At 39.1% G+C, this 24,606-nt stretch carries 20 protein-coding genes and 1 tRNA gene; 13 read left to right on the top strand and 8 right to left on the bottom strand.

Features of this window, described 5'->3' with window-relative positions:
- Positions 1–3 precede the first annotated feature (3 nt).
- Positions 4–327: a hypothetical protein gene (locus GSQ19_RS04145; protein ID WP_011321530.1), complete on the bottom strand. Its 324-nt coding sequence runs from the start codon at positions 325–327 to the stop codon at positions 4–6.
- Positions 328–352: 25 nt separating this feature from the next.
- Entirely contained in the window at positions 353–1,435 is a 1,083-nt protein-coding gene (locus GSQ19_RS04140) for a hypothetical protein (protein WP_011321529.1), read from the bottom strand.
- Between the two features lie 420 nt (positions 1,436–1,855).
- Between GSQ19_RS04140 and GSQ19_RS04135 the strand changes: the two genes are divergently transcribed.
- On the top strand, positions 1,856–2,098 hold the full coding sequence (locus tag GSQ19_RS04135; RefSeq protein WP_011321528.1) for an AbrB/MazE/SpoVT family DNA-binding domain-containing protein: 243 nt from the start codon (positions 1,856–1,858) through the stop codon (positions 2,096–2,098).
- Positions 2,098–2,538 carry a type II toxin-antitoxin system PemK/MazF family toxin gene (locus tag GSQ19_RS04130; RefSeq protein ID WP_104009995.1) on the top strand — a complete coding sequence of 147 codons (441 nt, stop codon included), beginning with the start codon at positions 2,098–2,100 and terminating at the stop codon, positions 2,536–2,538. Before GSQ19_RS04135 ends, GSQ19_RS04130 begins: the two co-directional genes overlap by 1 nt.
- Before the next feature lie 144 nt (positions 2,539–2,682).
- On the opposite strand, the gene GSQ19_RS04125 is transcribed toward GSQ19_RS04130, so the two are convergent.
- The 3 genes from GSQ19_RS04125 to GSQ19_RS04115 form a co-directional block, all read right to left on the bottom strand.
- Positions 2,683–3,297, bottom strand: a complete 615-nt coding sequence (locus GSQ19_RS04125) for a DUF4303 domain-containing protein (protein WP_011321526.1) — start codon at positions 3,295–3,297, stop codon at positions 2,683–2,685.
- Between the two features lie 262 nt (positions 3,298–3,559).
- Entirely contained in the window at positions 3,560–4,648 is a 1,089-nt protein-coding gene (locus GSQ19_RS04120; protein WP_011321525.1) for an SMI1/KNR4 family protein, read from the bottom strand.
- Between the two features lie 364 nt (positions 4,649–5,012).
- Positions 5,013–6,191 (bottom strand): aminotransferase class V-fold PLP-dependent enzyme, encoded by a 1,179-nt coding sequence (locus GSQ19_RS04115; protein ID WP_041456506.1) that lies wholly within the window; start codon positions 6,189–6,191, stop codon positions 5,013–5,015.
- A gap of 76 nt (positions 6,192–6,267) precedes the next feature.
- Here GSQ19_RS04115 and GSQ19_RS04110 point away from each other — a divergent pair, with 76 nt between their 5' ends.
- From GSQ19_RS04110 to gltX, 6 genes are all read left to right on the top strand, one after another.
- Positions 6,268–7,752, top strand: a complete 1,485-nt coding sequence (locus tag GSQ19_RS04110) for a TM0106 family RecB-like putative nuclease (protein ID WP_011321523.1) — start codon at positions 6,268–6,270, stop codon at positions 7,750–7,752.
- A gap of 219 nt (positions 7,753–7,971) precedes the next feature.
- Positions 7,972–9,156, top strand: a complete 1,185-nt coding sequence (locus GSQ19_RS04105; RefSeq protein ID WP_011321522.1) for an esterase-like activity of phytase family protein — start codon at positions 7,972–7,974, stop codon at positions 9,154–9,156.
- 333 nt (positions 9,157–9,489) lie between these two features.
- The gene (locus tag GSQ19_RS04100; RefSeq protein WP_011321521.1) at positions 9,490–11,094 is read left to right on the top strand and encodes a serine/threonine protein kinase; all 1,605 of its coding nucleotides are present in this window, start codon (positions 9,490–9,492) and stop codon (positions 11,092–11,094) included.
- 55 nt (positions 11,095–11,149) lie between these two features.
- Positions 11,150–12,676, top strand: a complete 1,527-nt coding sequence (locus GSQ19_RS04095) for a serine/threonine protein kinase (protein ID WP_011321520.1) — start codon at positions 11,150–11,152, stop codon at positions 12,674–12,676.
- Between the two features lie 381 nt (positions 12,677–13,057).
- Positions 13,058–13,131, top strand: a tRNA-Asp gene (locus tag GSQ19_RS04090).
- Between the two features lie 163 nt (positions 13,132–13,294).
- Positions 13,295–14,740: a glutamate--tRNA ligase gene (gene gltX, locus GSQ19_RS04085; RefSeq protein WP_011321519.1), complete on the top strand. Its 1,446-nt coding sequence runs from the start codon at positions 13,295–13,297 to the stop codon at positions 14,738–14,740.
- Between the two features lie 83 nt (positions 14,741–14,823).
- On the opposite strand, the gene GSQ19_RS04080 is transcribed toward gltX, so the two are convergent.
- The gene (locus GSQ19_RS04080; protein ID WP_011321518.1) at positions 14,824–15,492 is read right to left on the bottom strand and encodes a 2OG-Fe dioxygenase family protein; all 669 of its coding nucleotides are present in this window, start codon (positions 15,490–15,492) and stop codon (positions 14,824–14,826) included.
- Positions 15,493–15,963: 471 nt separating this feature from the next.
- On the opposite strand from GSQ19_RS04080, the gene sfsA reads away from it, so the two are divergent.
- Complete coding sequence (gene sfsA, locus GSQ19_RS04075) at positions 15,964–16,689, top strand: DNA/RNA nuclease SfsA (protein ID WP_011321517.1); 726 nt, start codon at positions 15,964–15,966, stop codon at positions 16,687–16,689.
- Between the two features lie 8 nt (positions 16,690–16,697).
- Positions 16,698–17,180 carry a gluconokinase gene (locus GSQ19_RS04070; RefSeq protein ID WP_041456504.1) on the top strand — a complete coding sequence of 161 codons (483 nt, stop codon included), beginning with the start codon at positions 16,698–16,700 and terminating at the stop codon, positions 17,178–17,180.
- Between the two features lie 100 nt (positions 17,181–17,280).
- Here GSQ19_RS04070 and GSQ19_RS04065 read toward each other — a convergent pair whose 3' ends face one another.
- Complete coding sequence (locus GSQ19_RS04065) at positions 17,281–18,909, bottom strand: DUF655 domain-containing protein (RefSeq protein ID WP_041456500.1); 1,629 nt, start codon at positions 18,907–18,909, stop codon at positions 17,281–17,283.
- 113 nt (positions 18,910–19,022) lie between these two features.
- Between GSQ19_RS04065 and GSQ19_RS04060 the strand changes: the two genes are divergently transcribed.
- Complete coding sequence (locus tag GSQ19_RS04060) at positions 19,023–20,192, top strand: cysteine desulfurase family protein (protein ID WP_011321514.1); 1,170 nt, start codon at positions 19,023–19,025, stop codon at positions 20,190–20,192.
- Between the two features lie 16 nt (positions 20,193–20,208).
- On the opposite strand, the gene GSQ19_RS04055 is transcribed toward GSQ19_RS04060, so the two are convergent.
- Positions 20,209–22,239 carry a serine/threonine-protein kinase gene (locus GSQ19_RS04055; RefSeq protein WP_011321513.1) on the bottom strand — a complete coding sequence of 677 codons (2,031 nt, stop codon included), beginning with the start codon at positions 22,237–22,239 and terminating at the stop codon, positions 20,209–20,211.
- 486 nt (positions 22,240–22,725) lie between these two features.
- On the opposite strand from GSQ19_RS04055, the gene GSQ19_RS04050 reads away from it, so the two are divergent.
- Entirely contained in the window at positions 22,726–23,949 is a 1,224-nt protein-coding gene (locus GSQ19_RS04050; protein WP_011321512.1) for a PPC domain-containing protein, read from the top strand.
- A 298-nt stretch (positions 23,950–24,247) separates the two neighbouring features.
- Positions 24,248–24,508, top strand: a complete 261-nt coding sequence (locus GSQ19_RS04045) for a DUF7219 family protein (RefSeq protein ID WP_011321511.1) — start codon at positions 24,248–24,250, stop codon at positions 24,506–24,508.
- The last annotated feature ends 98 nt before the right edge of the window (positions 24,509–24,606 follow it).

Below are 24,606 nucleotides of genomic sequence, written 5' to 3'. Positions count from 1 at the left end.
GTATTACTGAGATGACAATCCTAAATATTTATTGAAAAAATCCTCAGTTTCTAGGTTAGGAGTGACCGAAAATTGGCGGGGCAGTAAAGCTCTAATTAACAGCATAAAATTTAAGAACATTAGGAATAACTCTACTGCACTGAAAAGACTAAATTTGGTAAGTAATCTAGATATTGTCAAAAAAGTTAATAAAGCTGTATTTGTAACAAATAAAATATTAATTTGTGTTAGCAGAAATTGTCGCTCTTCTTTTTGTTTTTCCATAACTCTACGCACATCTTCAAGAGCCAATTTTAGTGTTTCTGTATCTATTGCTTGAAACTCCATGAAGTTTTATGTTTCGTCTTGTGTCTTAGATGAATTGTAAATATTCTAAAACAGCTTGGGCGATCGCTACATTTCCATCCTTAGCAATTGGTTGAGTTTGCTTTGGTGATTGCAGAGGTTGATGGAGAAAATCCCAGTTACCTTGGAAGAATTCTTCTGGAGTCAAAATTTGATGGGAATTGTAATTGGCTATACCCTCCAATAACAAAGCAGCCTCCGCAAAATCATCACGGGGAATAGTTACTAGGGGTGCATCTAGTAGAGTGGCTTCGGAAAATGTGCTAAAACCTGGCTTAGAAACAACACGCCCACAAATAGGCATAAAATCTACGGGGCGATATTTGCGGTCTTGAATTTTGATTAAATTAGGTAAGTTAGGGGCAGATTGATCAAAAACGATAAATTGCCAATCGGGAAAATGCTTCAGGTTCTCGTAGGGAATCTGTTGTAAACCCAGACCGCCGAAGGTAAGTAAAATAGTCTTATCTTTAGGTGCAGTGATACCCCAAAGAGAACGGATTTCCTCAACAGAGTAGCGAGGAGAACCACCAGTCAAACCCACATCTATAATTTTGGGGAAAGCTTGTAAAGGTTCGTGAAAGGGTAGACGAAACAGTTGATTGCATTGAGAATAACACTCACTAATCCAATCAGCGATCACCGCAAACTCCCCTCCCCAACTACGGTAGATAAAATCCCAGCCGAAATTACTCATCATCCAGCAAGGAATACCTGCGGCTTTAGCAAACAGAGGCGCGAGAAAAGGAATATCAGCTAATATTAAATCCACACGATTTTGGCGGATAAAATTTACTTCAGAAGCAATCAGGGAATTTTGCTGCTTTTTAATTTCCAACAACTTCGCCAAAGTTGCATCCTTATCCATATTGAGGCTATCCGACTGCACCACACCCAAATCAAAAGCACGCTGACGATGGATAAAATCGCCTTCTATATAGCACTCTAGTAACCACCGAGGCGCAGTAGTCACCATAATTAAGAGAACTTCTGGACACAACTTTTGAATTGTCGCCGCGACTGAAGCTGTGCGAGTAGCATGGCCAAAGCCGTGGTTTGTGATGGCTACGTATAAGATGGGGCGTTTCATAAAATTATAGTTGGTAGCATTGCCTATAGAAAAAATGGTTTGCTTCCGGCTTACCAGGGGTTGACCTGACCAATGCTCAAGGCTTAAATAGAATTGAACTTATACAGTACAACTAAAAATTAAACAATTACTTATAAAGTTTGGCACAAGTAAGAAACAAAGCTAAGAAAAATATTATTAGTTTGCTAGAAAGCTTGACTTATGAGGATTATATAAGCCTCTGTTTCGCAGCTTCCTCCGTCGTGGCTTGCATAGAGAGATAGAAGTAAAAAGTCACTTTTTCTAAAGGGTGTTGACACCCCTTGTTTGTCTGATGTATCTTCAAAGTATATACGTCAGACCAACGATTATTAAAAAGGTGTTGCTGCGGAAACACAAAATTGGGCGTATAAATCGCTAATACAGCGTTGGGAGAAGATTATGACAGCAGTTGTAGCTAAATGGGGAAACAGTTTAGCTGTTAGGATTCCTAAATCGATAGCTGAACAAGCACACATAACGGAAGGAACAGATATCAATTTTAGTGTTGAAGGCAATAGCATAGTAATTACACCAAAGAGACGAAAAAAATATACGCTTGATGAGTTACTTGAAGGGATGACCCCTGATAATTTTCATCCAGAATTTGAAACAGGTGACGCTGTGGGGAATGAAGCTTGGTAGTGAAGCCGCCTTACTTTCCCAATAGAGGAGACATTGTTAAATTAGAGTTTGGCTCTGCACAACAGTTCACGGCTGAATCAATTCAACGTGTATTTACTCTTCGTAATTCTGGAATGTCATTTGATGATATTGCCATAACACTAAATAACGAGCTACAACAACAAGGGCGTGAGCAAACTGGCTATCGCCCTGTTCTTGTTATATCTCCAATTAAGTACAATCAAATGGCTTCTTTAGTTTTAGCTTGTCCTATAACTACTAACCCAAAGGGGCTTAAGTTTGAAGTTCCCCTTATTGAAGGAATGAAAACAAAAGGGGTTGTGTTAGCAGATCAAATTAAAACACTAGATTGGAAAGCTAGAAAAGTAAAATTTGTTGAAAGTGTAACAGAAGATTTAATAGAAGAAGTACAAGCAAAACTCGAAACATTAATTTTATAGAAAAAAACAATTGTGTTAATTACGAGTTGAATGCCTTACCCTCATTTCATTTTGTCTCGATGTCGTCATATAAAGGAATTACGAAATTACGGTAAAAGCTTTAATTTTTAAGCATTTATCCTCAATTAACGCCCAAGCGATGGGCTACGCCCTGCCTGAAGGCGATCGCGTGTATATCTCATTTGCTTCTTGCAGTTCACGGCGTAATCGTTCCATCACTACTGGTGGATTAACTGCCTCTGCCCACTGTAAAAAATCTTCTTCGGTATTGTCGCCGCCTACGTCACAAACACCAATTACAATATTTTGGCGAGTCTCAGCACTTGCGAAAACTCCATTCTCATCTAACTCTCGTAGTACCTCAAGACACAAATGCTGTAATTGTTGATCGCCCAGTTCCATCAATCCAGTTTCATGAGCCTGGACAAGTAAATGATTAGCTCTAGTAAAGAAATTTGCATCATAGTTAGCGTACCAGCCATCTTCAGGACTCCCCCAACGTAATTGAATGCGTTGATGATTAATGGATTGTTCATCTTCCTTACTATCAGAGACTGCATAAGATTTAGCTATACGCAATAATCCTTCTTCGGTTGCAGCCACAGCTTCTACAGAGGTTCCTTCCCAAGAAGCTTCCAGAAGAAATCCATACATTGTTTCGTTAGCCCAATCGTGCATAAAAGCAGCTAAAAAATTTTTAATACCATTAGCGATTGCATCACTAATTGCTGAAAACGCTTGTTCTCGTTTCTTGGTCATGCAAATAACTCCGCATCATTTTATAATCGTTAGTTAAATACAATACGTAGTTAAGCATAATACTAAACACTTAGCAGTAAGGGGAGCAAAAACACTGTAATTAATAACTTGAAAGCTCAATAGTACAAGTAAGAAACAATTCAGAAACCAATTTATTTCACTCTTAAGTTTTGTCTATTTATCAAGGTTTGTATTAGCCAATGTCTCACACCTTGATTGCGAAGTCGAGGCTAAAAAACATTACTTGCCAATTAAAAGTTGTTCAAATTATTTTCTCAAGTTCTTTGATTGCCCAATTTGCTTGCTCTAAAGCTTCTTGAAGAGCAATTCGCTCAAGCCATGAAGTTGACGGTATGAAAGTTGGAAGATACTGTTGATTATTTTGCACAAATCGTTTCAACGGTTCAATAGCTCTGGGATCTCCTAATTTTCTGAGTGCTTCTGCTGCATTATTTGCTACAGAGTATCCCCGGTCTTCTTTCAACCGAGATTCTAATGCTCTCATTAAAGGTTCTACTGCTCTCAAATCTCCAATTTCTCCAAGAATTATAGCTGCACTTATACGAATTGAGATGTTTTCTTCTTCATTATCCACTTCAGATAAAGGTAAATGAAGGATGTGAATCATTGGTTCTACAAATCTTGGATCTTTAAAGCGACATAAGCTATTAAATATATTGTTTGATAGTAAACATTTAGGTTGAGATATTGCTTTTATTAATTCTTCTAACTCTTCAAGAAAATATTTACGTTCAATTTCAGCGAATTGTTTTGGATTTTCTTCTAAGAATACTCTAAAATAATTATCTTCTGAAGGCTGTGTCAGGTAATAAGCGTTTGTTTCATAGCATTCTGCTACTATTAGCATGAAAGTTGTTAGGTTAGGATATTTCAATTTAGGTAGACTTCCACCTCCTAAATGACAGTGCATTATAGATGAATATTTATTATTGTCTGAATTACCAAAAACAAGGAAATATTCTAAATCATCAGAACCGAAGATTGGAAACCAAGGTTTATGACAGTTCTCATCTTCTGGTGAAGTATATTCATGCCTAAACTCCTCAATTTCTTGAGAATCTTCTATCGCTTGTTCCAAAGGCAGAAAGTCAAAGCCAGGAATAAAACTAATATCAACAGGTAAACTAATTCTTGAAATATTTGTAAAATCTATACCATTATGCCACTGATAAAGTTCATAAACTTCTTCTGGTAAATGAAAAGGTAAATTGTTAATTTGAGATTGAATTTCTTCAATTTTTTTTCCTGGTTTTAGAAGTGAGGCTACCTCTGGTCTATGTTGTTGCAGATGCTTAAAGATTCTTTCTAAAGTTTCTGTCAGAAGTGACATTAAAGTAACCTGTGCAAATAATTAATGTTAAATACAATTAGATTTGCAGTCAATATTTAGAAATATCTTTCTCCCCCAGCCCCAACCGCGCAATAGAGATGCACAGTCGCACTTGTCGTAAACCTTGAAAAATCTAAGTTTTCTCTCCAGATAGTAAGAAACCATTCCACTGTGTTTCTTACTGTCTAGCTTCTTGACCAATAACTAATGACCAAAGAAAAAAAGTGAAACAGCATTAATTCAAGGCCCCGGATTTATCTGTGGGGTATTTAATTTTGTTGGCGTAGCCTACTCTTCGAGAACGCTACGCGAACCCGTAGGGAATTTTGAATTTTGAATTTTGAATTGGAGCGAAGCGACTTGACTAGAGTGAAAACCTAGCTACAGCTTCAACTAATTGGTCGATTTCCGATTCCAATGTTAAATAATGAACAGTTACCCGGATACAACTTGGGTCGGCAATTGTTCGGGTTAATATCTTTTGAGAATCGAGAAATTGCACCAGCTTGAGGGATGGGGTTTGGTGGAGTTGGAAAGAGACAATACCCGTTTCCGGTGGTGTATTACGTAAACATTTGACATTGGGTATCGCCGCCAAACTGCGCCAGAGGTATTCACTGTTGTGGCAAATTTGCGCGTAACGTTCCTGTGGTGTTCCCCATCGCTGATGAGTGGCGATCGCTTCCTTTAACCCCAGGTATAATGGATAAGCTAGGGTAGATACTTCATACCTGCGCCCGTCCGGTTTCCAGCTTACAGGTTGGGCTTGGTTATCCACAATAATTCCATACAAACCGATGAATGTAGGGTTGAGGATGTCTCTGACCTCTGGTCGCACATACAAACCGCCCACCCCCTCAGGGCCGCATAACCATTTGTGACCAGTAAAAGCGTAAAAATCTACCCCCAACTCCGTTAAGTTGAGAGGTAACGCCCCAACAGACTGGGCAGCATCGACTAATAGTAAAGAGTTATTATTTCTGCATACCTCAACAATTTTATCCAAAGGTAGCACCTGTCCAGTATTCCAGAAGACATGACTGAGGACTACCAATCGAGTATTTTTGCGTAAATTCTGGGCGATAATTGCTGTCGGTTCGCCTACATTTAAGGTAGCTTTGAGGGGACAAGTAGTAACTTCCACCCCAAAGCGTCGGCTAATTTCTTGGGTAGCAGCAATTACCCCTGGATGTTCACAGTCCGATAGTAAAATATGGTCGCCGGCTTGCCAAGGGATGCCCCAAAGAGCGATATTACAGCCAACAGTGACATTATCTGTAAAAGTAATCGTATCAGAAGAGGCGTTTAATTCCGAGGCGATCGCTTCCCTCACAGCTTGAGTTTGCTTCGTTATCCAATTACCAGCCTCAGTCCCAAAAGGGCCGATTTGTTGGATATAAGCTAAAGATTGGGTAATAATATCCATTGCCCCTTGAGGCATCGGCCCCTGTCCACCATAGTTAAAATAGGTCTTATTAGCTAAAGCAGGGAACTGTTCCCGATAGCTGTGCAACCTAGTCTGTAAAGTAGAAATAGAAGTCATAGACAAATTAGAATTCAAAATAGTCATTAGTCCATAGTCTATAGTTAATAGTCCCCAATCCCCAATCCCCAAATGAATGCTAATTAATGCTGAACACCTGCTGCAATACCAACGCTGTAAACGCCGTCCTATTTTAGATATTCACGCTGATAGAAGCCAAAGGGATGCACCTAGTGAATTGTTGCTGAAATTACAACAAGATAAATATGCTCATCAACAAAGTATCTTGGCTAAATTTGTATATCATCAGCCAGAATATCCGAAAAGGAATTGGGAAGCAGGACAAGCAGCCACCATAGAATTGATGCAGCGTGGAGTTGAGTATATTTATCAGGGAGTATTGTTAGCTAATTACAACCAATTAATAGATACAGATGATACAAAATATACCTGCTTGAGTCGTCCCGATTTGTTAATCAAACAGCCAGGACAGTCCAAATTTGGTGATTGGGTATATGAACCAGTGGATATAGAACTGGGTAAGCGTCCCAAACAAGAATATCAAGTAGTTACAGCCTTCCACACCCAAATTTTGGCAAAAGTACAGGAAGTTCAGCCCCAGAATGCTTGGTTGATGTTGCGGGGTAAAGAGACACCGTATTCAGTAGACTTATTTAAATGGATACCCCAGATGCAGGGGATTTTACGAGAGTTTATTCAAGACTTAGAGTCAGATACTGCACCAGAAGTATTTATTTCCCGTCAAAAGTGTAATCTTTGTCTTTGGTACAGTCAATGTTATGCGATCGCTCAATCTGAGCAACACCTCTCTCTACTACCTGGCGTGACACCCATCCGTTACACCCAACTGCAAATCCTCAACATTACCAGCGTAGAATCCCTCGCCCATACCAGCCCAACTATATTAGAAAATCTCGTAGGTTTTGATTCGCAAGTTGCAGCCAAGTTAGTAGTGCAAGCCCAATCAGTTCTACAAAGACAGCCGCTAATTCTGCCATTCCCGCCGCCCAAGGGAAATCTGATATTCAACTCCCCTGTAGAAATATACTTTGATATTGAAGCCCAGCCAGACTTAAATTTAGATTATCTGTTAGGGGTTTTGGTAATTAACAAACAAACCAACACCGAACAATTTTATTCCTTTGTCGCCGAAAAACCATCAGAAGAAGAATTAATTTGGCGACAGTTTCTCGACTTAGTATGGCAATATCCCGAAGCCCCAATTTATCATTTTTGTGTGTACGAATTAGATACAGTTAAACGCCTAGCCAAGCTATACCGTACACCTTACACCTCAGTCAACCCAGTATTATATAGATTTGTCGATATTTATGAACACCTCACCCAAAGCGTGGCTTTACCTATAGAGAGTTATGCCTTAAAAGCCATTGCGCGCTGGATGGGTTTTGAGTGGCGTGATAAAGAAGCCACTGGTGCTAAGTGTATATACTGGTATGATCAATGGCTAGAAACAGGCGATCGCACCTTACTAGAAATCATTATCCGCTATAACGAAGACGACTGTCGCGCCACCCGCAAAGTCAAAGACTGGCTAGTCGAATTTGTGCAAGACAAGTATCATTTACGACGTGTAGGTTAAAATTTGGTAGTCAGGAATTTCATTATGTCTTAGTAGTAAAAATAATCAACCACTAAGTAGAACAGGGTGAATAATTAAATGTTTTTAGTGAGAACTAAAGTTCTCACACAAGGACTAAAGTCTTTACTAGGAAATGAAGCCTAGTATTTTTACATCACTTAACATAGGTTGGTTTTTTCAAATTGTTCTACTTAAGAGAAAAAGACCAAGCAAGAAAAGATGAAAATAATTAGAAAAAACTTAAATTGGCGAACCTTTATTTTCTTTACTATTGGAATTTTAATTACCAGCTTATTCTTTACAAATTTAGTTACAGACGCTGTAGAAATCAGTAGTATAGAATTTATTGGGCAAGCTACTTTACCAAAAAGATTATCCTTTCAAAATACTCCATTAGGTGGGCTATCAGGTATCACTTATGATTCTAGTAATGACCTTTATTACGCTATTTCTGATGATAGGGGACAAAAAGCACCTGCACGTTTCTACACCTTCAAAATTGATTTAAGTCAAGGTAAATTACAAGATAGTAGCGTTGTTCCCGTAGGTGTTACCACTCTATTAAATGAAAATGGTCAACCCTTTGTCCCTGGGGAAACAGATACAGAAGGAATTGCAGTTACTCAAGCAGAAACAGTATTCATTTCTTCGGAAGGTGATGTGGATAATTTAACCAATCCTTTTATCAAAGAATTTCCTTTATCATCAGGTAAAGCAATTAAAAGCCTACCCATCCCTAAAAAGTTTTTACCTGATAAAAATCGAAAACAAGGTATTCGTAATAATTTAGCCTTTGAAAGTTTAACAATTACACCTAATAATAAATACTTATTTACAGCTACGGAAAATGCTTTAATTCAAGATGGAGAAGCAGCACAACCTAACATTGGTAGCCCTTGCAGAATTTTACAATATAACTTACAAAATAATCAACCAGAAAAAGAATTCCTCTACCAAACAGAACCCGTATCAGCTTTTTTAAATTTAACAGGTAAATTTGCCAGTGGATTACCCGATTTAATAGCCTTGGATAATCATGGACACCTTGTAAGTATAGAACGTTCCTTTGCTGGTTTAGGATTTGGTGTTTCTTTATTTCAAGTCTCCCTTGCAGGTGCTGATAACATCCAAAATCTAAATAGCTTGCTAACAATAAACTCCAAAAATATCAAGCCAGTTGAGAAAAAATTGCTCTTAGATTTAAGAACCTTAGATGTAGCACTAGATAACATAGAAGGCTTAACCATTGGGCCTTGGCTACCTAATGGACAAAAAGCGTTAATTCTCATTAGTGATAATAATTTCAATTCCATACAACGCAACCAAATCCTCGCCTTTCAACTCAAAATAGAATCACCTTTTATCAGGTTATTCCGGCGAATAGTACAAAATTTTAAACTTTAAATTTGCATAAAAGACTACACCACGAACCCAGAAAAACTTTTTATTGTCAAATTCTGACCCTAATATTAGCCGTTGTCAGTAAATTTACCGTTGATTCTTGAGAAATTCATTCATACAAATCAGGGATTAAGTGAATTTCCTCATTTCTTTTGCTGAGTTATTATGTAACATAATATTTAGGAAATTTTCTATAAAATTTTGCAAAATTTTCAATACACAAAAAACTAATTTTTAGCGGATACAGGTACATCAATAAAATCTGAAAATTCCCCTAAGTTAAAGTTAAGTTTTCATTCAATAAAGCAGTTACTAGATAACCTCAAATTACCAGTTATGGTAAACCCAAAAACAGAACCGGATGTTTATATTGGAAAATTCTTAAATAATCGTTATCTAATCATAGATTTAATTGGCAAAGGGGGAATGGGGCGAGTTTATTTAGCAGAAGATGCAGCTAAAGGCGGAAAGAAAGTTGCATTGAAAATTCTCATGTTGAACTTAGTGAATCAGCACATATCTCAACGGTTTGCCAGAGAAATTTTTATTGGCGCACAATTAGGGCGTAAAAGTAAAAATATTGTGCGTGTTTTAAGTTACGGCGTGACTGATGAAAAAACTCCTTTTTATGTAATGGAGTATCTCCAAGGAAAAAATTTAAAACAGATATTAAAGCTTAAGCCGTTAACAATAGAAAAATTTTTAGATATTTGTTATCAAATTTGCGTAGGTCTAAAATGCGCGCACCAAGGCATTATTCTCAAAGGTGAAATATACCCGATTGTACATAGGGATATTAAACCAGAAAACATATTTATTACGGAAAATAATAAGCAAAATGAGAATGTAAAAATTCTTGACTTTGGCATTGCTAAGTTTTTAACAGAACGCAGTGGGATGACACTCACCGATTCATTTATCGGTAGTTTACCTTATTGCTCGCCAGAACACATGGAAGGACGTAAACTACTGGATGTACGTTCTGATATTTATAGCTTAGGCGTGCTAATGTTTGAAATGCTAACAGCTAAACATCCATTTCAAACACAAAGTAATTCTTTTGGTAATTGGTATCAAGCCCACAGATTTCAAGCGCCACCTACACTTGTGGAAGTAAATGACCAAGTGAAAATACCAGAAGAATTGCAAGATTTAGTCATGTGTTGTCTAGCAAAAGAAGTAGGCGATCGCCCGCAAAATATTGAGGAAATAATCCAAGTATTAGAATTAGTTAAACAGCAAAATACGAGTAGTAATTCTATTAGTAATGATATTTGGGAAACTCTACCTACAGTTCAATTAGTACCTGTAACTTCTATTACTGAAAAAGAATGTTTACAGAAAACTTGGCCAAAAAATAAACCAGTAGACCTGATTGGCTTTCCCCATCTTCTCCATACAACTCAAGGGCTAATACCAACCTTTTGGGCAATGTTGCCGAAGCAGGAAATAGCACAGTTCTTATCTAAGAATAATAGCATTAAATTTATTAATAAAATGAATGTTTATCCCATGATATTATGGGTAACTTTACTATATGATGTTCAGCTATCTTTAATTAGATGGCTATCTTATTTTATTGATTTGCAAGAAAATAGAGGACAAAAAATAGTTAAAGCTTTAGCAGAAACAGGCTATTATCATCTCTTATTTTTCGCCATAGAAGAACCAACTAATTGCGCTCAAGTGGTCACCCTCATTCTCACCGCGCAACAACGTCAACAACTGACAGATTGGTTAACATTTAAACAAAATATCAAATCTAATGAATTAGTCCCTGCTGAACAAGCGAGAAAAATATTGAAAACAGAATATGAAAAAATAAAGCTGGAAATATTGGAGAGTTTAGCGGTCAATAAACCACAAGAACAAATGGAAATTAAGAGTTGGCTGACCAAACTAATAGATAAAGTCTTACAAATTTTTAAATATCAGTCATAAAACCAACACTTGACATTTTAAATTGTCAAAAGTGGGCATAGGAGAGGTTGTCAAAGTGAATCAAAGTGCATTTACATCTCCACACAATACAGGACTACTTGCCAATCGTTATCAACTGCAAAAGTTGATTGGTATAGGCGGTATGGGCGAAGTTTTCTTAGCAACTGATGTTCTGTTAGGAGGAGCGCCAGTTGCAATTAAATTTCTGACTCAAACTGTATCTGATCCTAAAATTCAGAAAGACTTTGCCCGCGAAGCATTGATGAGCGCAGCCCTCAGCCAAAAAAGCCTGCATATTGTTAGGGCTTATGATTATGGTGTCAGCGACACAGGGAAACCATTTTATGTCATGGAATACCTCAATGGCAAAAGTTTAAAAGACTTAATTCCCTTACCTTTAAACCAGTTTGTCCATCTCACCCGCCAGATTTGTTTGGGCTTACAGTGCGCCCATCAAGGTATTCAAATTGAGGGTAAAGTTTATCCTTTAGTACATCGAGATATTAAACCAGCAAATATATTAGTTATTCCCGATCCGATATTAGGGCAATTAGTAAAAATCCTCGATTTTGGTATTGCTAAATTTTTAAATCATACAGTTACATTAAGTACAAATAGAGGATTTCATGGGACTCTACCCTACTGTTCTCCAGAGCAATTAGATGGAGAAAAATTAGATGGTCGTTCTGATATATATAGCTTGGGCGTGATCATGTTTGAAATGCTCACTGGAGCGAAACCTTGGCAACCAGAAACTGATTTATTTGGTGCTTGGTATAAAGCTCATAACTTTGAGAAACCAAGGACGATCGCCGATGTCAAACCCCAATTAAAAATCCCGCAACAACTCAACGATTTAATTATGGCTTGCTTGGAGAAAAAAGCCAGCGATCGCCCACAGAATGTAGGAGAAATATTGCGAACTATTGATGGATTAGAACAGTCTGACTGTGCTGGATTACCTACAAATATAAGCCCTCCATCATATCCCAAATTAATATCAGCTTCTGATGTAATAAAAGCATTAGAACAACAATGCAAAGAACTTACTTGGCCTCAAGATAAACCCAAAAAAGAAATTGTTTTCCCTCTACCACTAAACACACACCAAAAAAACTTATCCACGCTCTGGCTGATGTTACCCAAAAAAGAAATTCAGCAGCGTGCCAATTCTAAAATTTATAACCGTTTTATCTTTGTTACATCACCCCACCCCATGCTTTTGTGGGTGACACTCCTCTACAACCAAGAACAAGAACCAAAGTGGCTACCTTGCTACCTGGATATGCAACATCCCCTCAATCGTACATTAGTACTATCATTAGCCGATAATGAAACCTACCCCCTAATTTGCTTCACCCTAGAACCACCCCACAGATGTATTCAAGTCCTCAGCAGTAACATTGAAACCAGTCAAAGGCAAAAGTTGAAAATTTGGGTAGAACAAAGTCAAAAACTCCCACCAACTTCTCAACCTCTGGCTAGTAAAAACCTGCTCAGGCAGCAGTATAAACAAATTCAAGCCCATATGCTTCAGCATCTGTCATCTACACGCCGGCTGGAAAAATTAGCCAAGGGATGAAGTTAGGACTTACGCACACGGGTTGTCTGTTGAAACTGGGTGTAAGGGTGTAAGGGTGTAAGCAATACGGTTCGGATAAGCAGGGGAAGCAGAGGAGGCAGGGGAGGAAAGGAGGTTATTTTCATAATTTTTCTCTTCCCCTGCTTCTCTTCTCCCCTTACTTCCCCTGCCTGACTTGACCAAGAAATCCCTTAACCGAACCGTATTGGGGGTGTAAGGGTTTAAGGATGTAGGGGTTTCAAACATTTATACCCCTATACCCTTGATGTTTCATTTTCATGGGTAAATCCTAGAAATTAAAATTTGAGCTAAAAAAGAAATTTCATAAATGAGGTTGACAAATCCTTGAAGGTTCGTCATAATAGGGAAGTTGCCAATTAAGGGACTGTAGTTCAATTGGTTAGAGCACCGCCCTGTCACGGCGGAAGTTGCGGGTTCGAGCCCCGTCAGTCCCGTTCTAATTTGTAAGTAATTATAGCTGAGTCCTGAGTAGCATAGGTATGGGATGGAAGTAATTACTTAACTATGTTGAGTCCATGTTTCCTAGATTGATCTCAGGACTCAGAAGCTTAAGTATTAAGCTAAATTTATTCATGCTTTGCGAGAGAGAGAAATACTGTGACTGTTAGAGTCAGAATTGCCCCTAGTCCAACAGGGAATTTACACATTGGTACAGCGAGAACAGCCGTATTTAACTGGCTGTTTGCCCGCCACCACGGCGGCACATTTATTTTACGAATTGAAGACACAGATTTAGAGCGATCGCGTCCCGAATATACGGAAAATATCATGACGGGATTGCGTTGGTTAGGGTTGAATTGGGATGAAGGGCCATTTTTCCAATCCCAACGCCTCGACCTTTATCAAAAAGCAGTAAAACAACTTTTAGATCAGGGTTTAGCCTATCGCTGCTACACCACATCAGAAGAACTAGAAGCCCTACGAGAAGCGCAAAAAGCCAAAGGCGAAGCCCCGCGTTACGACAATCGTCATCGCCACCTCACCCCAGAACAAGAAGCCGAATTTAAAGCCCAAGGACGTAGTTTCGTCATCCGCTTTAAAATCGACGATGAGCGAGAAATCGTTTGGAATGACCTAGTACGGGGTAAGATGTCTTGGCGAGGCAGTGATTTAGGCGGTGATATGGTCATTGCCCGTGCTTCCGAAAATGATACTGGTCAGCCGTTATATAACTTCGTCGTGGTGATTGATGACATCGATATGCAAATCAGTCATGTCATCCGGGGAGAAGACCACATTGCCAATACCGCCAAACAAATTCTGCTATACGAAGCCTTTGGGGCAAAAATCCCAGAATTTGCCCATACTCCCCTGATTTTAAATATGGAAGGGCGGAAACTCTCCAAACGGGATGGGGTGACATCCATTTCTGACTTTCAGCAAATGGGCTTCACATCTGAAGGTTTAGTCAACTACATGACCTTGCTTGGTTGGTCGCCACCAGATTCTACCCAAGAAATATTTACCTTAGAAGCAGCCGCCAAAGAATTTACTTTTGAGCGGGTGAATAAAGCCGGGGCAAAATTTGACTGGGCGAAACTAGATTGGTTGAACAGTCAATATATTCACAACACCCCAGTTGATCAGTTGACTGATTTACTCATTCCCTATTGGGAAGCGGCTGGATATTCATTTGCTGGGGGACGCGATCGCCCTTGGTTAGAACAGTTGGTGGGTTTACTCAGCGCCAGCTTGACTAGGTTAACCGATGCAGTGGATATGAGCAAACTGTTTTTCAGTGAAACAGTGGAATTGAGCGAAGAAGGTAGCAAACAATTGCAGCAAGAAGGTTCTAAAGCTGTACTTGAGGCAATTATCGCCGCCTTAGAAGCTCAAACCCAACTTACAGAAAATGCCGCTCAAGACATAATTAAGCAGGTAGTGAAAGCCCAAAATGTGAAGAAAGGTTTAGTCATGCGATCGCTCAGAGTCGCCCTCACCGGTGATGTGCATGGCCCAGACTTAATTCAATCTTGGTTACTCCTGAATCAGATTGGTTTGGATAAGCCACGCTTGAGTCAGGCGATCGCAGCTAGCCTTTAAGTTGCACAATCCATCGTAAGGGTTGTTGACTGTTGACAGTTAACAGCCCTTATCAATAGTTATGCAATTGATACCAATTACCTTTAATCAGTCAGCAAACTAGGAGAAGTTAATACAAAAACATCCCTAATACCTTGAGCTTCTGTCTGCGGTTTTATCGGAGTAGTAAAGTGATAAAAATCATGGTCGTTGACCAATAATAACTCTCCGGGATTGAGAATCTTACTGAATACAGGCTTATCTTTTTTGGCAGTATACAAGTGCGTTTCCCCACCTTGAATATTTTCTCTATCAACAGAGAAGATACCGATAAAATCTGTACCATCTTGATGGATACCCTCAGGTGCGGGATTGCCAAAATTATCTGGAGAACAAGTAGTTCTGATTTGATGCACGCCGATTTCTGCTTCTGGATGGAGTTTGCAAGAATCGCTAAATGCTAATACCAGATTTTTAAAACTATTAAGTCCGATGAGTGCCTCATCTAATTCTGCAAATTCTCTTTTAATATCGCCAACTAATGGATTGTAATCTTTACTTTGAAACAGATAACCATGAGGTAGCTTAACTAACTGATCCTCTGCAACTATAAATCGAGATAATCTTCGCAGACGATAGTTGCCTTTAATATAAGGATCAACTGGTAAATTATTATAAAATGGCTTAAAATCTCCTAACTCGATTGAATTTACCTTTCTGAGGGTGAACAAAAAGGCATATTCTAATTCCGTCATTCCCCCGACTATTTGCATAGGATTTCTCTCCTTGCAGATTGCAACCCTTCCGATTTTCCTCTAAGGAAGGCTTATTACATCGAGTATATGCTTCTTTTTATTAAAATGTCGTCATTTTAACTACAAAAATTGACAAATTATGATAGAGGCATAACAAAAGCTCAACCATAGGATATGCCAAACAGATTAATGGTAATGGGTAATGGGTAATGGGAGTATCACTTATTACTAGTATCCCAATTCTCTTGTAAGTAAAGATTTTAAATAGTCAGTACTTAGGTGTATATTGGCTAAGTACTGAAAAAAGGCCAGTAGTTTTTAGCTGAATGCTCAACACTCATCGCTCCTTGAAGCTAGACAGCTAAAGACTTAAAGTTTCCGGGTTGGTATCTGTTTCATAATTTTGGTGAATCGGTATCAGGGTATGGAAATCTATCTTCCCAACCCCAGTCCCTAATCCCCAGTCCCTAATCCCCAACCCCCTTAAACATGATTGATTGGCTCTACAGTTACCCACCTTTATATCCTGGCATTTTGCTAAAGCGCTATAAGCGCTTTTTCGCTGATGTACAACTAGCTTCCGGCGAAGTCGTAACAGCACATTGTCCCAATACAGGCCCCATGACCGGAGTCTCAACTCTAGGGAGTGTGGTACAACTTTCTAAAAGTGCCAATCCTAAGCGTAAATTGGCTTATACTCTAGAACTGATTCAAGTACACGATAACGAGCCGACTTGGGTAGGTGTAAATACAGCTTTACCAAATCAGATAGTCAAGTTGGCTTTGGCAAAATACTTGTTTCCAGAGTTAGGTAGTTATAACCACATCAAAAGTGAGGTAGTTTACGGGGTAGATAAAAAAAGTCGGGTGGACTTCTTTTTGACAGGAAGTGATACAGAACGCCCAATTTATCTAGAGGTAAAAAATACAACTTGGGCAAAAGGGACTTTAGCATTATTCCCCGATACAGAAACCACAAGGGGACAAAAGCACTTACGGGAATTAATGACGTTATTGCCACAAACGCGATCAGTAATGCTGTATTTTATTAATCGTGGTGATTGTACAGAGTTTGCCCCTGGTGATAGTACAGATCCTATATATGGTAAGTTGTTACGAGAAGCGATCGCCTTAGGTTTAGAAGTTTTACCTTGTCGTTTCGATGTTACCCCAGAAGGCATCCGTTATTTAGGTTTAGCAAAACTGGTAATTTAATCTCAGCAATGATAATTATCATCATGGGTGTATCTGGTTCTGGTAAAACCACCATCGGACAAATGTTGGCGGAATCTTTACACTGGGAATTTTATGACGCTGACAGTTTCCACTCACTAGAAAATATTGAGAAAATGCGGCGTGGTATTCCTCTGGATGATGCTGATAGAATACCTTGGTTACAAAGTTTGCAAACCGCTATTACAAATTGGTTGCAAAACAATAGAAATGTTGTCTTAGCTTGTTCTGCCCTCAAAGCTAGCTATCGGCAATTTTTATTATTAGATACTGATATTAAACTAGTCTACCTGCAAGGGACATTTGAACTCATTCAAACAAGACTACAAAAGCGTGAGCATCATTTCATGAATGTCGAATTGCTCACAAGTCAATTTGCATCACTTGAGGAACCAGATGATGTTATACGTGTCGATATTTCCCAGTCACCTCAAGTTATTATACAAGTTATTAAAACAATGATAAATGTTTAATAACAAGAAGAATTTACATATTTAATGCTCCTGTTATATACCTCATTTATTTGCAAAAATATGTTATTAAGAGCAAGATTAAAAAATTTAAAATCACACACTAAAATTGAATACGCCCTTGCCAATTTTCTATCATCTTTGGACTGATTCCAGGTACTTTATCCAAGTCTTGTGATGAGACAAATTTTCTCTGCTGACGGGCGGTGATAATTTTTTGGGCTAGCTTTTTACCTACACCGGGTAAGGTCTCCAATTCTGCCAAATTTGCTGTATTGATATTCACCACTTGAGTAGGAGTAAGTTCACTGGAAGTAGGAGTTTTAATTTGACCACATTGCTTTTGTTCTTGTTGAATTTGTGCTTGGACTTTGGCTGGGACACCGACTTGAGCTTTAGCGTAAAGACGAGCAAATTCACGCTCATAATGAGCAGCAATTGTGGGATTATTAATTACTATCAAAGTCTCATCATTGCCATGATTTGCTGCATCAGACCAGTTGTGAGAACCTGTAATTACCGTTTGGTTGTCGATAACAGAAAATTTATGGTGTAGCAGGTCTCCTTCTCGTAAAGTGGGTACGCCCACCGTAGTAACGGGATTAGACCAAGGTCGATTATCAATTTCATATCGGCATTTATTACCCAGGGCAATTCCCATCATATCTAAAGCTTCGCTGTAATAACGATAGGCGAATTGTTTATCAATTAATGCTCGAATTGAGACTTGTTGTTGATGACGTTTTTCTAATGTATTAGCAAGACGCTGTTCGGAAAAAACAAACAACGCCATATCAATAGATTTATTCGCTAAATTTAAGCTTTCATTAATTAAGCCATTGCTGCTTTGAGTCCAAGGTAAGGTGGGTGAAGTTGGGGAAAAATGCACAGTAATTGTGTTGTCACCCAAGGTAATTTTTTGGGGAGGACGTACAGGTTTATTTAAACCGAATTTACTGTCTGGTTTACCTCCAACACCATCACCCCACATGAGGTTGAATTCTTCTGTGACCAAAGCTGCTAATTCTGGGCTATCAATGTGTAATAGGTTGTTGGCATTTCCCAAACTTGAAGAATTAGAGAAATCCCCGAAAACGTCGCTTAAGGTGAAGTTTGCCGAAGTCACAATTACTATGCGATTATCTACAACCACAAACTTATGGTGCATCAACTTACTACCTGCTGAACCATCAGCTTGATCATCTATCCAAGGAATTTTGGCATTTTGTAAAATTATCAGTGCATCCCTCTGATTAACTTCCTCAGGACTGAGTTGATTATCTTGGTTTAGGTCTACAAATTTAAAGTATTCTTGATAGCGTGCTTGTTCCCGTTCAGGTAATTTCTTGACTTCATCTGGTGTCAAGTTACTCAAAGAACGAGTATAGGTATTTTCTAAAATTACTCTGACTTTGATTCCCGCTTTTTGTTTGTCTTTGAGGGCTTGGGCGATTCTCGGTAAACGCAATTCTTGTACTGCTACATCGATAGTAGATTTAGCTTGAGAAATAGCGTCAATAATCTGCTGTTCTAAGTTATCTCCCAGTCGAGTTTGTTGACGGTAAGGTTCTCGATATTCTGAGGATTCGGATTGATTAAAGTAAACTTTCACAAATGAGTCTTGCGGTAGAGGTGCAGGACGATTATTGTGAGATTGGACTTTTTGACAGGCGGCGATCGCCACTATCAAAAAAAATACCCAAAAATTCCTAAATGCTGGGAAAATCCGCACGTTAATCTGCTACAAGTGGGATGGGAATAGACATATATATAATTCCCACATTTGTGATTAATCCATAGTCAACAGTCAGTATTTATTCCCCTCTGCCCCTGCCCTTGCCTTATATGCAAATATATCTAGATTACAGTGCTACTACTCCCACTTGTACAGAAGCGATCGCAGTTATGCAATCAGTCCTGACTCAACAGTGGGGGAATCCTTCTAGTCTACATGAATGGGGACAACGGGCAACGACTATTGTAGAACAAGCAAGAGTACAGGTAGCAGGGTTAATTAACGCTGCCAATCCCGAATCAATTATTTTTACCTCTGGCGGTACGGAAGCCAACAACCTAGCAATTATGGGTGTTGTCAGAATGCAAAATGTGCCGCAACATATCATTATTTCTAGTGTGGAACATTCGGCTATTAGCGAACCTGCCAACTTACTAGAAAAATGGGGTTGGGAAGTCACCCGCTTGGGTGTGGATAATACAGGGAGAGTTAACCCCGAAGATTTAAAAGCTGCGTTACGACATAACACGGTTTTAGTTTCTGTGATTTACGGTCAAAGTGAGATTGGCACAGTCCAACCAATTGCAGAGTTAGGTAAGATAACTCAACAACATGGGGCGTTGTTCCACACAGATGCAGTGCAAGCAGTGGGACGTTTACCTATAGATGTGCAGCAACTACCTGTAGATTTACTCAGTCTTTCTAGTCACAAGCTATACGGGCCGCAAGGGGTGGGGGCGCTATATATTCGTCCTGGTGTGGAATTGTTGCCTTTATTGAATGGTGGTGGACAAGAAAGGGGATTACGTTCTGGTACGCAAGCAGTACCCATCATCGCCGGTTTTGGTGTTGCTGCCGAAATTGCCGCAGAGGAATTATCTATAGAGATACCACGTTTAATGAAATTACGCGATCGCTTATTTGCCCAGTTAGCAGATGTCCCTGGTTTAATCCCCACCGGCGACAGAGAAAATCGTCTACCTCATCATGTAAGTTTCTACCTCGAACAAGCCGACGGCGAAAAACTCAGTGGTAAAACCTTAGTGCGTCATTTAAACCTTGCCGGTATTGGCATTAGTGCGGGCGCAGCTTGTCATAGTGGTAAACTTAGTCCTAGCCCCATATTGTTGGCAATGGGTTACTCAACAAAAGCCGCCTTGGGAGGAATTAGGTTGACATTAGGGCGTGAGACTACAGCAGCCGATGTAGATTGGACGGCGATGGTCTTAAAACAAATCTTACAGAGGTTGGTACCAGGAGAATTAGTGATTAGTCATTAATCAATGGGAAACAGATTCACCAACTCATCGGCCAAATTTTGATAATATTCTCAGCACTACCGCCACTAGCAAGATTACGCCCATCGGGACTAATGGCTACGGAATAAATGTATCCAGAATCGCGCTTTAAGGTGCGGATTATCTCTCCTGTCGTTAAATTCCATAGTTTAATTGTGTTGTCATTACTGCCACTGGCAAGAACTGTGCTATTTCTTGGTACATAGACAACAGAATTAACCTTGTCAGAATGCCCTTTTAGGGTGCGGATAGTCTTTCCTGCTGCCAGATTCCACAATCTAATCGTTTTGTCCTTACTAGCACTGGCAAGAGTTTTGCCATCTGGATTGAAGACTACAGACATGACCAAATCGGAATGTCCTTCCAAGGTACGAAATACCTTGTTGGTTGTGAGATTCCATAATTTAATTGTTTTATCCCAACTGCCACTAGCAAGAGTTTTGCCATCTGGACTAAAGGCTACATTGGCAACCACATTGGAATGTTCTGACAACGTGCGGATTTCTTTGCCTGTTGCTAGGTTCCACAGTTTGATTGTCTTATCTAAGCTGCCACTAGCTAGAGTCTTGCCATCTGGACTAAACGCAACGCTAGCTACTCCCTGAGAATGCCCTTTCAGAGTGCGAATTTCTGTTCCAGTTGCCAGATTCCACAATTTGATGGTCTTATCAGCACCTGCACTAACAAGAGTTTTACCATCTGGGGAGAAAGCAATAGCCCAAACCCAGCCAGAATGACCTGGAAGAGTATGGATTTTCTGTTTAGTTTTTAAATTCCAAACTTTAATAGTTTTGTCATCACTGCCACTAGCTAGAAATTCTCCATTAGGAGAAAAAGCAACGGAATTTACATCACTGGCATGACCCTTGAGAGTGTAAGGTTGAGTAGAGATTTCGGAAAATTTAGTAATTAGCTGCGGGAGAGACTGTAAATGCCCAACGCCCACTAAACCTAACAGCGCACTCATGGTATTTATGAGGAGTTGTTGTTTAAACTTACCATTGAGTGATTTCCGAGCTTGTTTTTTGGTTGTAGACGCGGTTAATGAGGTTGATGCAGACCAAGATGTGGAAAAGAGAGCAGACTTTGGTATTGTAGTTTTTAATCTTGAGAGTAGCGATCGCTGCTTGATCAAATCATTCATCACTTCATCAGCCGATTGATAACGCCTTTGAATATCCGTTTCTAACAGCTTGTTCAAAACCTTAACTAGATATTCACCTTCTTTTCTATCGGAATCTAAAGTGTTCCAATATTGCTGCCAGGATTCAACCCAACTGTAGCCTTGTTCGACAAACAAATTAGATGGGTTAATCCCCGTCAACAGATGAAAGCAAGTCGCACCCAGACTAAATAAATCACTCGCTGGGTAAGCTTTGCCATACTGCATTTGTTCAATTGGGGTGTAACCGAGCGAGCCAATAGTGGTTCCCAATTGAGTCTGCATTGTCGCTTTTAGCTGCTTGGCAGCACCAAAATCAATTAGCACTAATCCCCCATCACTCTGACGGCGGATGATGTTCTGTGGCTTAATATCTCGATGAATTACCCCACGCTCATGAATATATTTCAATACAGGGAGTAAATCTAAGAGAAATTCGACAATTGTACTTTCGTTGTAAACTACCCCTTGACGTAATTCTTGTAATAGATTGTTTCCATTAATAAACTGTTGCACCAAAAATAAATAATTATCTTGCTCGAAGTAAGCTAGTAGGGTAGGAATCTGGTGATGCTCTCCTAAATGTTGCAAGCGTTGAGCTTCTTGTTTAAATAACTCAACGGCTTTTTTCATAGCTGAATTTTCTTGAACTTTAGGTGCAAATTGTTTAACTACACACAATTCGTTCAATTTATCTATATCTTCTGATAGATATGTTCTCCCAAACCCACCTTCATCCGATAGTACCTTGATGATGCGATAATGCCCCCTTAATAAGGGTATCAATTGTGTATTGCAGCGTTGGCAATACATTTTGCCATCAGGATTTTGAGGCATGGAGCAATTAGGATTCAAACAGCAAAGCATACTGGGAATCCGTGTACAGTTTGAGTATATGTCAATCCAACAGTTATAGTTTTGCTATCAACCTGGTGCATTATGTTAAATCAAAAATTTTATACAAATGTAACTAAGAGATTGAAGATGGAAGATGATTTTTTTCAAAAACAGTTAACATTCTCTAGGAATCAGATTTGATTATTGCAACAAATATCAGTGTGAGTGGGGGTGGCTGCCCACTCTGGGTATATTTCAAAAATTAAGTATGAATCTTATCCCTGCTTAATATCAATTCCTATATGTGAGCTATATGTTCCTAATAAAGTATAGTGAAGTTATTGACTCCAAAAATCTAGTATCTTTTGTATATAAAGTTTCTTTCATAGTATAACAATAAACGAGGCAAAACAAAATTTGCCAATACTTGGATATTGTCCAGCATTAAAAGTAGATAAGGCTATCTATCTGAAGTTATATAAATAACTCAATACTAGCAGTATGAGGAGTGAAATTATGGCAGAACAGAAGAACAAAAATTATTGGTTCAAATTTAACTTAGCTTTGATTGCTTCCATGAGCAGTGGCTTAGTAGTTGCAAACTATACTTTGCCTATAAAGGCTCTTGATATCCATGAGAACTCTGGAAAACTGATAATAGCTAAAACCCCAGACGAGAGACAACCAGAAGCAGTACAACAAGCTATCGAGCAAATCCCTACTTCTCCACCGCCTGCAACTCCACAACAAAGCAAGCAATCAATCGAGTCACCCATTCCTGTTCGTGAATCTTCCAACTCAACAGCCTCTAATCCAACTCCCCAACCTAGAGAAAGTAATTCTGCAAATAGAACATCCACACCATCAAATTCCAACCCAACTTCTCAGCCGAGACAAACTAACTCTGCGCCTAGAACATCTACACAGTCCAACTCTAACTCTAGACAAACTAACTCTGCTTCACCGCAGAGAGGTCGTCAATCAGCTACAAATCCAGGTAGCCGCAATTCAACTGCCAAAATTTCCCCTGTTTCCCTGTCTAATCTTCCTTTTAGGGAGATTAACTTCGTAGATATCGCTTTTGGCGTACTTTCTAAAGGTGATTTTCAGTCCCAAGGAAGGTATTTTCATTTCTATAAATTCGAGGGAAGAGAAAACCAACTACTCCAAATCAGGCTGGGTGGTAGCACTGATTCACGTCGCTCCAGCAATTTGAGTCTCAGTCCGTTTATGTTCCTCCTTGATCCTGATAATAAAGTGATCTTAAAAAGAGGTAGTGTTGGGACAAATAGTGATCTTCAGGATGCGTTTGTCTTTGTACGATTACCTGTCAAAGGTACTTACACGATTGCAGTGACTAGTCGCAACCCTGGTGATACAGGACGTTATAGTTTAGCTCTCAGGAATGATAGAGCCAGCTATATCCTAGACGAATCGGCGGAACTGAATGCTCAAAGTTTAACTATTAAGCAAAATCGCAGTGCTTATAATGTGTCTCAGTTCCAAGGCAAAAAAAATCAGCTTGTCAGTATTCGTGCAGATAGTGTCAATGAAGAGTTTTCTCCTTATATAGTCTTGCTGAATTCTCAAGGGAAGACTATTGCTGCGGATAATGCTAAAGATGGTCTTTATAGTGCTTTAATTGACCGAGCTAGGTTGCCTGAGGATGATACCTACTATATAGTTGTTACTTCCAATAATCCCAACAACCGTGGCACATATCGATTGACTCTTTTCTAAAAATTATTCCTCATAATATCTGCGGAACTTGGTAATGGGGAATGGGTAATAGTAAAAACAATTACCGTTCGACTGAAGCTCACGGCGGAAACCCGTTACCACTCAAGCCAACTACAAGTGATTATCCGGGCTTGGTATTATACACGCTCATACAGAAGAGTGTTTTGGCTTAAATAATCGACAACTTCTGAGAAAGCCCTAATTTGATTTTGATGTTAATTTAGGATTTAAAACTGGGAATACTATTTGTCTAACCATAAAAAAATATTTACAAACAGTCTTAAAAGCAAGTGAAGTGATGGTAGAGTCTAATCGGAACGACAAAAACAACTTTTTTTCTGCTCGCAGTCGCTACTACGGTCGGGGGAAAGCAGAAAATCTTACATTTAACGCTGATTTGCGAGAATTTGCTAACAAAATTGGCTATGTCACAGCTTTGGAAACATCCGGTAAGCTTTCTCCTGATGAAGCTTGTAAGCAAATTAAGTCTCTTTGGAAACAATTGAAACGTAGTAAAAAAGCTCTCTCGATTAGTAACGACCCACCAATTTCACCTTGAAGATAAGGGTTTTTACTTGTAGAGGATGTTACGGCGGCGATCGCTCAATTGGGTTAAGCTAGCAAATAATTCCTGAAACTGGGGGTGTGAGGCGCTTA

Origin of the sequence: Trichormus variabilis 0441 (assembly GCF_009856605.1) — a bacterium.
GTDB classification, from domain to species: domain Bacteria; phylum Cyanobacteriota; class Cyanobacteriia; order Cyanobacteriales; family Nostocaceae; genus Trichormus; species Trichormus variabilis.
This window is presented reverse-complemented; position numbering and strand designations above follow the sequence as displayed.